Raw genomic sequence first — 13,718 nt, 5'->3', positions numbered from 1 at the left:
TTCCGCTTCGCCGTCTTCGGACGGCGAAGCATCTATCTACAGGCGCTTGCGCAGGAATGTGCGTGTGCGGCCTTTAGGGAATTCCGGCACCTCGCCGAATATTTCGTAACCCTGCCGCTGATAGGCTCGAAGTGCCTGCGGATTAAAGGTATCGATCCAGGCGCCGTGGCAGCCACGGGCCGCAGCCTCTTTCTCGGCCAAGGCAAGAATCTTGCCGGCGATGCCCTTGCCGCGTTCGTTCTCGGGAACATACAGCAATTGGGTGAAAAGCCAGCCCCAGGCAGTGTAGCCCGAGAGGCCGCCGGTGACGTTTCCATCGGCATCGCGAATGAGAACGGCGAGCGGCTGGCGTTCGGAAGGGCCGACGTCATGGCGATTGAAGGCCGAGAGCGCGTCGCCGATCGTCGCAAGGTCATCGGCAGAGGGCGAGCCAGTCACCTCAAACCCGGCCATGCGGCTAACGTCCTTCTCGCCACCACATGGCGCCAAAGGCGAGCAGCAGGATGCCGACACCGGCGAAACCGGCAAACAGCGGCAGGGTGTTGATGCCCTTCAGCACCGTTTCGTTGGTGAGGTGGATTTGCATGCGATCGTCGTCTGCAACGCGGATCTGGCCACGAACTGGCAGGATCGGCGGAATGCTGATCGCGCCGCTGGTATCGGACACGCGGACGACGAGGCCCTTTGACTTGTCGGCAACAGGCTTCAGCGCTTCGGTCGTCGATATCATTGCCTTGAATTCAGGAGCATCGACCGCGCCGACATGCGCGAGTGTCGTCATGTCGCCATTTCGGATTTCGAAAAGGCCGATCTCGTCCATCTTCTTCTCGGCCTTGAAGAGGCCAGGCTCGGCTTGCGTCAGGGGAAGAGTTTCGGTCCTTCCCGAGGGATAGCGTACCGTTGCGTTGCCCGGGGCGGCGCCAATGGTTTGGCGCGTGATCTCCAGCGTGCGGCCGGATGCGCGCGCTGTCAGGGCCTCCTCCTCCAGGGCAGGCTCCTTCATCAGCCAATGGGCAACGCGGCGGTAGAGCGACACATGCGGACCGCCGCCCTCGAAGCCACGAGCCCACAGCCAGCCTTGATCGGACAGCAGCATGGCGACGCGGCCCTGTCCGGCGCGATTGAGAACAAGCAGCGGATGATTGTCGGCGCCAACCATTACCGTCTGGCCCTGCGGCGGCTCGACGTCGACGCTGCGGAACCAGCGACCCCAATGCGGCGGCTCGTCGGCGGAACCATCGAGGCCGCGGGTAACCGGGTGCTTGCGACCTTCTTCCGAAAGCCTGGGATAGAAGGCTTTCTCGATCATCTGGCCGGTCGGAGCGGCCGGCAGAACGGACGACAGGGGCGTCAGCGCAATCGAATCCTGGCCGGCATGTTCGGGGCCGGCTGCGATCAGCAGGGCGCCGCCATTTTCCACATACTGGGCGATGTAGTCGTAGTAAAGGATCGGCAGCACGCCACGATGCTGGTAGCGGTCGAAGATGATGAGGTCGAAGTCCTTGATCTTGTCGACGAATAGCTCGCGGGTCGGAAAGGCGATCAGCGACAGCTCATTGATCGGCGTGCCGTCCTGCTTTTCGGGCGGGCGCAGAATGGTAAAATGGACGAGATCTACCGACGCATCCGACTTGAGGAGGTTGCGCCACGCGCGTTCGCCAGCATGCGGTTCGCCGGAGACGAGCAGAACACGCAGGTTCTCGCGGATGCCGTCAATCAAGTGGACTGCGCGGTTGTTCGCGTCCGTGACTTCGCCTGGAAGGTTCGCGACCGAAAACTCCAGAACGTTGCTGCCGCCGCGCTCGACCTTGAACGAAAACGGTGTGTCGCGGCCCGGCGTGGCCTGAAGCGTCGCGATCTCGTTGCCGTTGAGCTTCACCGTGACGTTGGCCGTGCCGCCGGGGCTCGGCCCATCGTCGAAGACGCGCAGCATCAACTGCTGCTCCTCGTTGACGATCCCGAAACGCGGCGCCTTGACGACTTCGATGCGGCGGTCGAATTCGCTGGCTTTGCCCGTGATCAGGCCGTGGATCGGGGCGTCGAAGCCGAGTGCCTGATTGACGCCGGGAACGTCGTGGACTTCGCCGTCCGTCAGCATGATCGCGCCGCCGATGCGGGCCGGCGGCACGTCCGCAACAGCGACGGAAAGCGCATTGAACAGTCGCGTCGAGGGAGCGTCGGAATCGTCCGGTTCCGTCGCATCCACGTAGCGCGGTTCGATATTGGTGAAGCGAGCGAGGCGATCCTTCAGCTGCGCCAGCGCATCGTCGGTCATCTTGATGCGTTCAGGCGTCTGCTGGCTCTGGCTGCGGTCCACGATGACGGGCACGACGGTCGACAGCTGTTCGCGATCTTCCTGCAGCAAGAGTGGGTTGGCAAGGGCGGCCAGCAAAGCAAGGGCTGCGATCGAGCGGATCCAGGCGCCCCGCACGCCGCGCCAGATGGCGAAGGCGGCGGTCAGGAGCACAATGAGCGCCAGCCCCGCCAGGAGCGGCCAAGGGACGAAGGGCGAAAAATCAATCGTCATGTCACTGCCCCAACCGTTCCAGGAGGGCAGGGACGTGGACCTGATCGGTCTTGTAGTTGCCGGTGAGCATATACATCATGATGTTGACGCCGCTGCGGTAGGCATATTCGCGCTGCATTTCATCCGGCGGGACCGTCGGCAACATGGGCACGCCGTTGTCATCGACCGCCCAGGCGCCGGCAAAGTCGTTGCCGGTGATGAGGATTGGGGAAACGCCGTCGGCCGTCGCCGCCGACTTGGCGTTCTCAGCACGATTTTCCTGGCGGGCTTCAATCCAGAGCGGGCTGCCGGTGTAGCGACCGGGGAAGCTCGACAGGAGGTAGAAAGACTTCGTCAGCACGTGGTCGGATGGCACCGGTTCCAGCGGCGGAATGTCGAGATTCGCGAGGATCTGGCGCAGCCGCTCGCCGTTGGCGCTGACCGAGCTGCCATTGTTGTCGAGTGCGCTGAACTGGTCGCGGGTGTCGAACAGCACCGTTCCACCGGCGCGCATATAGGCATCAATCTTGTTGATCGCTGCCGTTGAAGGCATGGGCGCCGTCGCCGAGATCGGCCAATAGATGATCGGGTAGAAGGCGAGTTCGTCCTTGGTGAGATCCAGGCCAACGGGCGGCGAGGGCTCCAGCGTGGTGCGGAAGGTCAGGAATTCCGTCAGACCCTCGAGACCCCGCTCGGAAATCCGGTCGACGTCCTGTTCACCAGTGACGACATAGGCGAGATGCGTATTGTCGAGCCGCTGGAAGATCTGGTCATCACCGGGTTTGGCGTCATCGGCATGCGATTGACCAGGCTGCAGCAAGAAAGCCGCGCTGAACGCAACGGCGACAAGTACCGCCGTGCGCGCCGCAGGGCGCAGCCGCGAGAACGCGCCGCTCATGAACATCACGACCAGGCTGTCGGCAAGCAGGAGCAGGAAGGCGATCAGGAACAGCGCAGGCTTTGCCGACCAGGTCTCGCCGCCGATCAACCCTTCACGCACGACGGTGGTACCCGAAGCATCAAGCGGCTTCAGTTCGGCATTTTTCGGCAGCACGTTCAGCGCGGTAAATCCTTCTTCGGATCCGTAGAGGCCAGGCGGGTTATCGAAGCTGGCAACCGGCGTGACCTTGGCGTTGGGTATTAGCGGGCGTGCCGTACCGGTTTCGGTCGTCAGTGCGCCCTTGGCGGTCAATAATCGGAATGGCGGTAGCGCGTCAGCGGTCGAAGCGCCGTCGGTTTCCGCGGTCACGCCGCCAGAGCGTGACAACTGCACGAGGCGACGCAGCATCTCGACGAAATTTCCCGATATCGGAAGGTCGGACCATGTTGCCTCCGCACTCACATGGAAGAGCACAATTCGGCCAGCATTGATCGGCTTCGTCGTCACCAGCGGCGTTCCATCGGCGAGGCTCGCCCAGGTGCGCTCGGCAAGATCCGGCGTTGGCTCTGCGAGAACCTGACGTTTGACAGTAATATCCGTCGGCTTCGGCATTCCGGCGAACGGGCCGAAAGCGGGAAACTCTGCAAGCGGCTGTGGTTCGGCCCAGGATAGCGCACCACCGAGGGCGCGCTCACCCTGGCGCAACGTGACCGGCACCAGCGGGTCGTCGGCGGGTGCGGCAGCAAGGCGTGGCCCTGCAAAACGGACCAACGTTCCGCCGTTGCCGATCCAGCGCTGCAGCGGCTCGTAGGTTTGCTGGGGAAGGCGGCCGATATCGGCCATGATGATGACGGACGGATTCTGCGACAGGAGATCCGGGATCGAGGTGGCGAGATCGGGCGTGTTCGGCTCGATCAAGTCGGCATAAGGCTGTAGGGCGCGCTGGATGTAATAGAGCGGCGAAAGCAGTGGCTGGAACGTATCGCCGACTTCGCCCGACAGCAGGACGACGCGGCGACGCTTGAAGCCGTCGTCAAGCAGATGCACGGCGCCAGCCGTAGCGTGGTTATCGATGCTGACGCGCGCAAAATCGTTGCGCATTTCAAACGGTGCGGCGATTGATCCGGTCGCGACGCTCTGCCCTGGTTGGAAGTCGATCGAGCCGGCCGCGATCGCGCGTCCCTGAGTGTCCTGCGCAGTGATAGGGCGCGAAGCGGCGCTGGTGCTGTCGAGGCGTGTGGCGGTAACCGTCATCGCATCCGCGGCATTGCTGGCCGACGTGATCGCGATCGTCTCGGCCGCGTCGCCGGAGATCAAGCGCAGTTGGGCAGGCGAGAGATCTAAGAGCTGGCGGACGGTTGCGTCGTTGTCGGTTGCGGCGGCGCCATCGGTCAGGAAGGCGAGAGTGCCAGGATGGACGCCGTTCAACGCGGTGCGCAGAGCCTCGAAAGCGCGCTGCCGGTCGGGCACCAGCGGCTTCGGTTCTGCGGCGCGTAGCTTGTCGCGGGCAACGGACGCCGTTCCCGGAACCGCATCGTTGGTCGGATCGGCGGTGAAGGCGATGGCAACAGGGGTCCCGGCGGCTTGCGCGTCATCGATCAGTGCGTCGGCCGTCTTCACGCGGCGATCCCAATCCGGCGACGTTGCCCAGCCGTTGTCAACAAAGAGCACGAGCGGGCCGCCGGAAGCAATTGAATTCGTGCGCGGATTGAAGACTGGGTCGGCGATAGCCAGGATGACGGCGGTGGCAAGCAGCATGCGCAGCAGCGTCAGCCACCAGGGGCTCTGGGCCGGGGTTTCCTCCCGCTTCAGGACCGTTGCGAGAATCTTCAGTGGCGGGAAGACTTCCGTCTTCGGGCGCGGCGGCGTCAATCGCAGCAGCCACCAGATGATCGGCAGGGCCACGAGGGCGCCGAGGATCGCGGGGTAGGCGAAAGCGAAAGGAAGAGCGTTCACGTGCGTTCTCCCTGCGTCATCCTTGCGGGCATTCCCGAGAGGTACATGTGAACGGCGACCAGCGCTTCAGAGGCGAGATGGTCGGTGCGGTGACTGACAAAGGTCCAGCCCATGTGGCGCAGCGCCTGACCGAGATCATCCCTGCGGTCGAGATAGGCGCGGGTGTAGGCTTCGCGAACATGCTCGGCCCGGCCTGATGTCAGCTTCGAACCCGTCTCGGGATCGGTGAATTCGGTGCGGCCATCATAGGGGAAGAGCTCTTCGGCCGGGTCGGCGATCTCGATCACGTGGCCGCGCAGACCGCGCCGCGCCAAGGGACCGATGCGCGCCATGACCGCACGCGCATCATCGAGAAAATCGCCGATCAGTACGAGTTCGCTCCAGCCGCGGATCATGGCTGTGTCGGGCAGTCCCCCGCTCAGCGGCGCATGCATCAATGCGGTTGCAAGCCGTTCCGCAGCGTTTCGTGCGGCGATCGGCTCCATCACGCCGGGGCATCCGATGCGCTCACCGGAGCGCGCAAGGATTTCGGCAAGCGCCAGCATGATGACGAGTGCCCGGCCTTCCTTGGAAGCGTTTCCGAAGGTCGATTTGTACATCATTGAGGCAGACATGTCGGCCCAGAGCCAGATCGTATGGGCTGCCTCCCACTCGCGGTCGCGGATGTAGGTGTGGTCGTCGCGGGCGGATCGGCGCCAATCGATGCGGGATAGGCTTTCGCCCTCGGTGTAGGGGCGGAATTGCCAGAAGTTCTCGCCGATGCCGCGCTTGCGGCGGCCATGCCAGCCGGCGATGACGGTATTGGCAATCCGCTTGGCCTCGACCAGACAATCCGGGACAAGGCTCGCCCGCTGCCTAGCGCGAGCGAGCGCATCATTGCCCGAGGTCGGATTGACGATCTGTCCGATGGGTGCCACGCAGACGCTTCCTTATCCCTTGGCCTGCTTGACCAGTCCGTCAATGACATCGCGAACCGACATGCCTTCCGCACGCGCCGCGAATGTCAGCGCCATGCGGTGCTGCAGCACGGGTTCAGCCAACGCGTGCACGTCGTCGATGGATGGAGCGAGGCGGCCTTCGTAGAGCGCGCGGGCACGGGCGCAGAGCATCATGGCCTGGCCGGCGCGAGGGCCGGGGCCCCAGGCGACGTTCTTGTCGGTGGACGTATTGCCCTGGCCGGGGCGGGCGGAGCGGACAAGCGCCAGGATGGCATCGACGACCTTGTCGCTCACTGGCATCTGGCGCACGAGCGTCTGGATTTCGACCAGCCGCTCGGCGTTCAAGACTGCTTGTGGCTTCGTCTCGCTAAGGCCCGTCGTCTCGAGCAGGATCTGTCGCTCGGCCGCAAGCTCGGGATAGTGGACATCGACCTGCAGCAGGAAGCGGTCCAGCTGTGCCTCGGGAAGAGGGTAGGTGCCTTCCTGCTCCAGCGGGTTCTGGGTGGCGAGGACGTGGAACGGAACCGGCAGATCGTAGCGATGGCCGGCAACCGTGATATGGTATTCCTGCATGGACTGCAGCAGAGCCGACTGCGTGCGCGGCGATGCGCGGTTGATTTCGTCGGCCATCAGAAGCTGGGCGAACACCGGGCCCTTGACGAAACGGAAGGAGCGGCGGCCGCTCTCGTCCTGGTCCATCACTTCCGAGCCCAGAATGTCCGAGGGCATCAGGTCCGGGGTGAACTGAATGCGGTTGGAGGCGAGCCCAAGCACTTCGCCGAGCGTCGTGACGAGCTTGGTCTTGGCGAGGCCAGGTACGCCGACGAGCAGGGCATGTCCACCGGAGAGAACCGCCAGAAGCGTATTCTCCACGACGCTTTCCTGGCCGAAGATCACCTTAGAGACTTCGCCCCGGACGACGGCGATATCTGCTAGTGCCTTCTCGGCCGCGGCGATGATCGCCTTTTCATCAAGGGGGGCTTCGGTCTTCATCATACCCATAAGGCATCTCCAGCGGCTGATATCATTCGTCGCGAATCGGCAGACTTACACGCAAGCCTCATACCAGATAGAGTTATGGAGATGTTGCGGGCTGACAAGTTCGTTCCAAATGACTATCTCGTGACCTTCTGGAGTTAAAGACAAACCGGGACAGAAGAATGGCAGCCGAAGAGATCAAGGCGACAACGGATGCGGCCGGTCTTGCCGCGCTGATTTCGCGCGCCGCCGGCGACGCAGGCGCCAAACCCCGAGGCCTTCCGCCCGTCGACAAATGGAATCCGCCCTTCTGCGGCGATATCGACATGGAAATCCGGGCTGATGGCACATGGTTCTATATGGGAACACCGATCGGCCGAGCGCCTCTCGTCAGACTGTTTTCAACGGTCCTCCGCAAGGATGAGGATGGCAAGACATATCTCGTAACGCCTGTGGAGAGGGTCGGTATCCGTGTCGTAGACGCGCCGTTCTTGGCCGTTGAAATGAATGCCGGCGAAAGGGATGGCGAGCCGTTGCTGACGTTCCGGACCAATGTCGGCGATGTGGTGGAGGCCGGGGCGGCACATCCCCTTCGCTTTGCAATTCACGGCGAATGCAGCGAGTTGAAGCCCTATCTTCATGTTCGCGGGCGGTTGGAAGCGCTGGTCTCCCGGCCCATCATGTACGAACTCGTCGAGCTCGGCGAACGCCTTGAGGTCGATGGCGAGACGATGTTCTGTCTCCGCTCCGGCGGAGTGACCTTTCCTGTCATGCCGGCGGCCGAACTGGATGCACTTTCCCGATGACGAATGTTTTGACCGACCACCGTTCGCTCTATTCAGCGGCCGAATTCCGTCACCGCGCACTTCACCAGAGCGGCGGCCCGGTCGACCGCTCCTGGCGTGATCACGGCGACCATATTCTGAACCCCGATATCGTTACGCAGGTGGAGACCTTCAAACTTCGTGATGCTGCGGTTCTGGTGCCTGTCGTCGACGACGGTGACGATGCGCATGTGATCTTCACGCAGCGCACCGCGACGCTGCGAAAACATTCCGGACAGATCGCGTTTCCCGGCGGCAAGATCGACGCCGTCGACGGCTCGGCCGAGAGGGCGGCAATCCGGGAAACCGAAGAGGAAATCGGTATCGACGGGTCGTTTGTCGAGACCGTGGCGCGGCTTCCGAACTATCTTGCATCGACCGGTTTCCGTATTACGCCGGTGCTTGCCGTCGTCCGGCGCGGCTTCGAATTGAAGCTCAATCCAACCGAGGTGGACGACGTCTTCGAAGTGCCGCTGTCCTTTCTCATGAATCCGGCAAATCACAGCCGTGACAGGCGTGTCCTCGACGGTCTCGAACGACATTTCTACCGGATGCCCTATGAAAGCCGGATGATCTGGGGCATTACCGCGGGCATCGTCCGCACCCTTTATGAAAGGCTTTATGCATGATCAACCTTGGCCACGAAACATGGTTCAAGGATCCGGCGCTGAGGCGCGTATTCACGCTGCTCAACGCCGATGGAGGAGAGGGGCGTGTCGTCGGCGGAGCGGTCCGCAACAGCCTCATGGAGCTCCCGGTCAGCGATATCGATGTTGCCACCACGCTCGCGCCGGAACAGGTCATCGAGCGGGCGGCTGCCTCTGGCATCAAGGCCGTTCCGACCGGCGTGGCGCACGGCACGGTGACCCTCGTCATTGACGGCAAGCCCTTCGAAGTCACGACGCTGAGGGCCGATGTCGAGACCGACGGACGCCGGGCCAAGGTGGCATTCAGTTCGGATTGGCAGACCGATGCGGAACGCCGCGACCTGACGATCAACGCGCTTTATGTCGACTCCAAGGGCGATGTGATCGACCTGGTCGGTGGTCTTGCCGATATCGAGAAGCGCAACATCCGCTTCATCGGTGATGCGGCGACGCGCGTCGCCGAGGATTATCTGCGTATCCTGCGGTTTTTCCGGTTCTTCGCCTATTATGGTTCCGGCCGTCCGGATGCCGATGGGCTCCGGGCGTGCGCATCGGCTCGCGCCAAGCTAAAGACGCTTTCGGCCGAAAGGCTATGGTCGGAACTGCGCAAATTGCTCAGCGCGGAGGATCCTGGACGGGCGCTCTTGTGGATGCGGCAGGTCGGTGTGCTCAGTGAAATCCTTCCGGAGACAGAAAAGTGGGGCATTGACACCGTTCCGGCGTTGATCAGCACGGAGAAGACGCTCGGCTGGAAGCCGGAGCCGCTTCTGCGTCTCGCCGCCATCATTCCACCCGATGCCGATCGGCTGGCGAAGATGGCCGCACGCCTCAAGCTTGCCAATGCCGAACTCGCCTGGTTCAAAGCATGGGCCAAGGCGCCTGTTATCAATGATGAATTGTCTTCGGTTGCCTTTGCACGATTGCTCTACCGGCACGGCGCGGATGGGATACAGACACGCTTGAAACTTGCGTTGGTAACGGCGCGCGGCAAGGCGGAAGGCGACATGCAGGAGATGGCGCGCTCAGCAAGGCTTGGCAAGCTGCTCGAACTGGCTGAAAACTGGAAGAAACCACAGTTCCCGATCAATGGCACCGACGTCATGGGCGCGGGGGTATCCGCCGGAAAGCAGGTCGGCGAAACGCTGTCGGCACTCGAGAATTTCTGGATCGAGGAAAATTTCTCTCCGGACCGGGCGGCGCTGCTCGCCCGGCTGAACGACCTGACAAAATAACTTCAAGCCGCCGTGGCCTCGTTGCGGATGCGCGCCTTGATGTTGTCGATCATGTTTTCGCGGATCACGGTCTCGCCGTGGACGCTGCGCATGTGCTCAACGACACGGCGCACGATTTCAGCGTCGTCGTTCGCCCTGGTGTGCCATTCACATCCGGGGACAAGCGTTCCACATTCGAAGAGTCTCATTTTTTCCTCCTTCTTTCGGATTTCAATGACATTGCGCGGTCCTGCAATGCCTGAATGTTCGAAGCGGCAAGAAGGTTCCGGCCGGCGCGAAGGACCGGCCGGTTGGTCATTTTCTCGTTATTCGGGCATGGCCCAGGATCTGAAGCAATCGACGGCCGCTTTGTTGTCGTGAGCCTTGGCCGGGTGGTCGAGTTCCTCAGGTGTCTTGCCGCCGGCCAGTTGAAGCTTCACTTGTTCGATGAAGCAGGAAAGTGGGAGGTCGGATCCGCTTTCTGCCCGGAGCCTTTGCGCAACGCGGCTCAAGAAATCGGGTGTATCCATGGGCGGGGGACGCTCTTGGGCACCCGCCGATGCCGCAGAGCTACTTTGTATCGTCATGACAATCCTCCTCCGATTGTTACGCGTACATGCCTAGACTAAGTGATCCGGCCTCCGAATTTAACCCCTCCCGGCATCTTTATTTGTCAGGTCAAGGCCAACGGACAAGAGGAGGCAGGGACGAGAGAATGGATTCGACGTTTCCTCCTGTCTTGAGGCCGAAGATCGTGCCTCTGTCATAGAGAAGATTGAACTCAACGTAGCGTCCACGGCGAATCAATTGTTCGTCACGATCCGCCTCTGTCCACTGTTTATTAAAGTTGGCGCGAACTATCCGTGGATAAACCATGGCAAACGCCCGTCCAACATCGCGGGTGAAGGCGAAATCGGCGTCCCAGCCGCCGGCCTCCTCGCTGGAATGCAGCCAGTCATAGAAGATGCCGCCGATGCCGCGGGCCTCGTTCCTGTGCTTGAGGAAGAAATACTCGTCGCACCATTTCTTGTAGGCAGCGTAGTCGGCGACACCGGAATGGCTGCGACAGGCGATTTCCATGGCCTTATGGAACAACTGGCTGTCCTCATCTTCCTGCGTGCGACGGCGATCAAGCACCGGCGTCAAGTCGGCGCCGCCGCCGAACCAGCGGCTCGAGGTGACCACCATCCGCGTGTTCATGTGTACGGCAGGCACGTTGGGATTGACCGGATGGGCGATCAGCGAAATGCCCGAGGCCCAGAAGCGAGGATCCTCCTTGGCGCCGGGCATCTGGGCGCGGATATCAGGCGCGAACTCTCCGTACACGGTGGAGGTGTGCACCCCGACCTTCTCGAAGACGCGGCCGTGCATGATCGACATGCGGCCACCACCACCTGCACCATTTTCGCGCGACCAGTCCTTCGCCACGAAGCGGCCCGGCTCCCTATCGGAGAGCGGGCCCGAGAGTTCGTCTTCCAGCGTTTCGAAGGAGGCGCAGATCGTGTCGCGAAGACTTTCGAACCATGCCCGGGCAGTCGACTTCTTCTCTTCGATATCGTCAGGCAGGCCGATCGGAAGTTCGGGTCTTTCCATTCTATCTCTCTCCGAGCGGGTCGCCAGTCGACTCGCGCTTTCGTCTTTGCTGCTCTGATAGCAGTTAGGGCAGGGTCCTGCCAGCAGAGGGCGATGACTGAGGCTTCCTCAGATTCGACTCGCAAAAAGCAATTTTCGATATTACCTTTTTCCTACAGAGGTAGGCTCATGACGAAAATTCCTGGACCTCCGTCGTTCGACGGTCTCAAACGACGGATTGCCACCCATCGGGCAGAAGGCACGCCCCGGAAGAACGATCGTTTCGTCCGACAAACCTATTGCCTCAATCTCCTCGATGCCCGCGCCAAGGCACGCGAATGGTTCGACGAATATCCTAAGGCAGCCTATTGGACGGAAGTCGAGAGCTGGCGCCAGCTGGAAGGCGACCAGATCGAATTCACGATGCGGCGGCTGCCGTCTGCCGATTGAACGGCTTTACTCGGCGGCGCCTTTCAGCCTGCTTTCGATGAGCAGCCCGCTTTCGTCGAGGATCGGGTGTGCGACCGAAACAATGTGGGCGTTGATCCGCTTCAGGTCGCGCAGCATGTCCAGATGCAATGAGCTTGTCTGCAGGCTGTCGGCGCGGCCATCGCGCAGGCGCTCCAGATGCCGTTCCGAGGACTGCTTCTCCATCCGGCGAACCTCGACTTTCACCTCCATCAGCTGCTTGGCGAGATTGAAGTCGCGGGTGACGAGGATCGTCTGGGCAATGCGCAGGTTGTCGATCGTCAGGTGGAAAAGCTTCTGCAGTTCCTCGTAGCCTTCCTGGGAGAACTTCAGTCCCAGCGAAACCTTCTTGGTCACCTGCGGCATCAGACCCTTCTCTATAATGTCGCCCATATGTTCGAGGTTGATCGCGTAGTCGATGATAACGATGGAACGGCGAGCGTCCTCTTCGCTCAGGCCACCATGCCCAAGCTTGGAAAGATAGATCTTCACCTCCTGCTGCAGGCTGTCGACCCGCTTTTCCAGCGACGGGATTTCCTTGAGTTTCGCCAGGTCATTGCTCTCGAAAGCGCTTGAGGCGCGCAGCAGCATCCGTTCGATCAGATCGCCGACGCCGAGCACCTCTCGTGTGGCGCTTGCGAGGGCGACAACAGGCGTCGAAAGTTCCTGCGGGTCGAGGTATCTCGGTCCGCTGTCCGGCTGCGTGTCGTCCGGCACCAATCTCAGCATCAGCCGCGAAAGGGGGCGCGAGAAGGGCCAGGCGAGGGCTGCAAGGATCAGGTTGAAGCCGAGATGGGCATCGACCGGCAGTTTTGCCGGCGTCAGCGGCAACGTTCCCAGCAACTCGGCGCCGTAGCCGGCGAGCGGCAATGCAATCAGGCAGCCGATTGCCCGCACAATCAAATTGCCGAGCGTAACACGCCTGGCGGCCGCCGGCCCGGCGAGCGAAGCTATCACAGGCGGAATGGCGCCGCCGAGATTGGCGCCGAGCACCAGCACGATGACCAGTCCGGCCGACAGGATGCCCGTTGAGGCGAGCGAGAGAATGAGGACGACGGCGGCTAGGCTCGACGACGAGATGAAGGCGATGCCGGCGGAAAAGGCCAGTGCGACCGGCCAGGCATTGTCCAGCAGGGCGATGAAGGCGCCAAGGGCCGGCGACTGCCGCATCGGTTCGGTGGCGCTGCTCAGCAGATGCAGCGACAAAAGCATCAGGCCGATGCCGATCAACGCCGTGCCGCCGCCCTGGCGTGACGACGAGCCGCTGCGATGGAGGATCATTCCGGCAAGGATCACCAGGGGAGACAGCCACGCGATGCCGGTGGCGACGATCCAGGCGGTCACCGCGGTTCCGACATTGGCGCCGAGCAGGACGATTTGCGCCATGCGCGGCTTCACCAGTTCGCGCTCGACGAAGGAGGCGACCATCAGAGCCGTCGCGGTGGAGCTTTGCAGCGCGATCGTGGCGACGAAGCCGGACAGGAAAGAGCGCAAGCCACCGCGGGTGCCGGTCGCAAGGCCAGTGCGCAATCGGGCACCAAACGCTCGGGAAACGCCGTCCTTCACCTGTGCCAAGCCAAACAGTAGCAGGGCTACCGCGCCGAACAGGTTGATCATGACGATCGTCGATTCCATTCTGCCGTTTCTTTTGTCTCTTACGCGAACAGGCACCTTCCTGTTCGAATCTCTCTTTGCCAAGTAATTGAAAACATGGCTTTCTGGACATTTTTTTAATTGT

At 62.0% G+C, this 13,718-nt stretch carries 13 protein-coding genes; 4 read left to right on the top strand and 9 right to left on the bottom strand.

What is annotated here, in order from left to right:
- Nucleotides 1-36: 36 nt before the first annotated feature.
- Genes K9B32_RS14275 through K9B32_RS14255 form a run of 5 tightly spaced genes read right to left on the bottom strand, consistent with a single transcriptional unit; the run spans nucleotide 37 to nucleotide 7,282 of the window.
- On the bottom strand, nucleotides 37-453 hold the full coding sequence (locus K9B32_RS14275) for a GNAT family N-acetyltransferase (protein WP_224563137.1): 417 nt from the start codon (nucleotides 451-453) through the stop codon (nucleotides 37-39).
- A 4-nt stretch (nucleotides 454-457) separates the two neighbouring features.
- A complete protein-coding gene (locus K9B32_RS14270) occupies nucleotides 458-2,527 on the bottom strand; it encodes a hypothetical protein (protein WP_224563136.1) in 2,070 nt (689 codons plus the stop codon).
- A gap of 1 nt (nucleotide 2,528) precedes the next feature.
- Entirely contained in the window at nucleotides 2,529-5,342 is a 2,814-nt protein-coding gene (locus K9B32_RS14265; RefSeq protein ID WP_224563134.1) for a DUF4159 domain-containing protein, read from the bottom strand.
- Nucleotides 5,339-6,259 carry a DUF58 domain-containing protein gene (locus K9B32_RS14260; protein WP_224563132.1) on the bottom strand — a complete coding sequence of 307 codons (921 nt, stop codon included), beginning with the start codon at nucleotides 6,257-6,259 and terminating at the stop codon, nucleotides 5,339-5,341. Before K9B32_RS14260 ends, K9B32_RS14265 begins: the two co-directional genes overlap by 4 nt.
- A 12-nt stretch (nucleotides 6,260-6,271) precedes the next feature.
- On the bottom strand, nucleotides 6,272-7,282 hold the full coding sequence (locus K9B32_RS14255; protein ID WP_224563130.1) for an AAA family ATPase: 1,011 nt from the start codon (nucleotides 7,280-7,282) through the stop codon (nucleotides 6,272-6,274).
- 158 nt (nucleotides 7,283-7,440) lie between these two features.
- Here K9B32_RS14255 and K9B32_RS14250 point away from each other — a divergent pair, with 158 nt between their 5' ends.
- The 3 genes from K9B32_RS14250 to K9B32_RS14240 are packed head-to-tail and all read left to right on the top strand — an operon-like array spanning nucleotide 7,441 to nucleotide 9,961.
- Entirely contained in the window at nucleotides 7,441-8,064 is a 624-nt protein-coding gene (locus tag K9B32_RS14250) for a DUF1285 domain-containing protein (protein WP_224563127.1), read from the top strand.
- A complete protein-coding gene (locus K9B32_RS14245; RefSeq protein ID WP_224563125.1) occupies nucleotides 8,061-8,711 on the top strand; it encodes a CoA pyrophosphatase in 651 nt (216 codons plus the stop codon). Before K9B32_RS14250 ends, K9B32_RS14245 begins: the two co-directional genes overlap by 4 nt.
- The gene (locus tag K9B32_RS14240; RefSeq protein ID WP_224563122.1) at nucleotides 8,708-9,961 is read left to right on the top strand and encodes a CCA tRNA nucleotidyltransferase; all 1,254 of its coding nucleotides are present in this window, start codon (nucleotides 8,708-8,710) and stop codon (nucleotides 9,959-9,961) included. The genes K9B32_RS14245 and K9B32_RS14240 overlap by 4 nt, the downstream gene beginning before the upstream one ends.
- 2 nt (nucleotides 9,962-9,963) lie before the next feature.
- On the opposite strand, the gene K9B32_RS14235 is transcribed toward K9B32_RS14240, so the two are convergent.
- The 3 genes from K9B32_RS14235 to hemF form a co-directional block, all read right to left on the bottom strand.
- Nucleotides 9,964-10,149 carry a DUF1059 domain-containing protein gene (locus K9B32_RS14235; protein ID WP_132588793.1) on the bottom strand — a complete coding sequence of 62 codons (186 nt, stop codon included), beginning with the start codon at nucleotides 10,147-10,149 and terminating at the stop codon, nucleotides 9,964-9,966.
- A gap of 117 nt (nucleotides 10,150-10,266) precedes the next feature.
- On the bottom strand, nucleotides 10,267-10,527 hold the full coding sequence (locus tag K9B32_RS14230; RefSeq protein WP_224563120.1) for a hypothetical protein: 261 nt from the start codon (nucleotides 10,525-10,527) through the stop codon (nucleotides 10,267-10,269).
- Nucleotides 10,528-10,618: 91 nt separating this feature from the next.
- The gene (gene hemF / locus K9B32_RS14225) at nucleotides 10,619-11,533 is read right to left on the bottom strand and encodes an oxygen-dependent coproporphyrinogen oxidase (protein WP_224563118.1); all 915 of its coding nucleotides are present in this window, start codon (nucleotides 11,531-11,533) and stop codon (nucleotides 10,619-10,621) included.
- Nucleotides 11,534-11,701: 168 nt separating this feature from the next.
- Here hemF and K9B32_RS14220 point away from each other — a divergent pair, with 168 nt between their 5' ends.
- Nucleotides 11,702-11,962: a hypothetical protein gene (locus K9B32_RS14220; protein ID WP_007789934.1), complete on the top strand. Its 261-nt coding sequence runs from the start codon at nucleotides 11,702-11,704 to the stop codon at nucleotides 11,960-11,962.
- 6 nt (nucleotides 11,963-11,968) lie between these two features.
- Here the strand turns inward: K9B32_RS14220 and K9B32_RS14215 are convergent, their stop codons facing one another.
- A complete protein-coding gene (locus K9B32_RS14215; protein ID WP_224563117.1) occupies nucleotides 11,969-13,615 on the bottom strand; it encodes a Na/Pi cotransporter family protein in 1,647 nt (548 codons plus the stop codon).
- Nucleotides 13,616-13,718: the final 103 nt, after the last annotated feature.

This window comes from Rhizobium sp. 3T7 (genome assembly GCF_020166565.1).
Taxonomy (GTDB): domain Bacteria; phylum Pseudomonadota; class Alphaproteobacteria; order Rhizobiales; family Rhizobiaceae; genus Rhizobium.
Note: the sequence above shows the minus strand (reverse complement) of the source record. Positions and strands in the feature narration are given on the sequence as shown.

Bases quoted from the DNA above. Each gene is read 5' to 3' on its own strand.
- K9B32_RS14275 (WP_224563137.1), bottom strand. From the start codon at position 453: ATGGCCGGGTTTGAGGTGACTGGCTCGCCCTCTGCCGATGACCTTGCG.
- K9B32_RS14270 (WP_224563136.1), bottom strand. From the start codon at position 2,527: ATGACGATTGATTTTTCGCCCTTCGTCCCTTGGCCGCTCCTGGCGGGG.
- K9B32_RS14255 (WP_224563130.1), bottom strand. From the start codon at position 7,282: ATGGGTATGATGAAGACCGAAGCCCCCCTTGATGAAAAGGCGATCATC.
- K9B32_RS14250 (WP_224563127.1), top strand. From the start codon at position 7,441: ATGGCAGCCGAAGAGATCAAGGCGACAACGGATGCGGCCGGTCTTGCC.
- K9B32_RS14245 (WP_224563125.1), top strand. From the start codon at position 8,061: ATGACGAATGTTTTGACCGACCACCGTTCGCTCTATTCAGCGGCCGAA.
- K9B32_RS14240 (WP_224563122.1), top strand. From the start codon at position 8,708: ATGATCAACCTTGGCCACGAAACATGGTTCAAGGATCCGGCGCTGAGG.
- K9B32_RS14235 (WP_132588793.1), bottom strand. From the start codon at position 10,149: ATGAGACTCTTCGAATGTGGAACGCTTGTCCCCGGATGTGAATGGCAC.
- K9B32_RS14230 (WP_224563120.1), bottom strand. From the start codon at position 10,527: ATGACGATACAAAGTAGCTCTGCGGCATCGGCGGGTGCCCAAGAGCGT.
- hemF (WP_224563118.1), bottom strand. From the start codon at position 11,533: ATGGAAAGACCCGAACTTCCGATCGGCCTGCCTGACGATATCGAAGAG.
- K9B32_RS14220 (WP_007789934.1), top strand. From the start codon at position 11,702: ATGACGAAAATTCCTGGACCTCCGTCGTTCGACGGTCTCAAACGACGG.
- K9B32_RS14215 (WP_224563117.1), bottom strand. From the start codon at position 13,615: ATGGAATCGACGATCGTCATGATCAACCTGTTCGGCGCGGTAGCCCTG.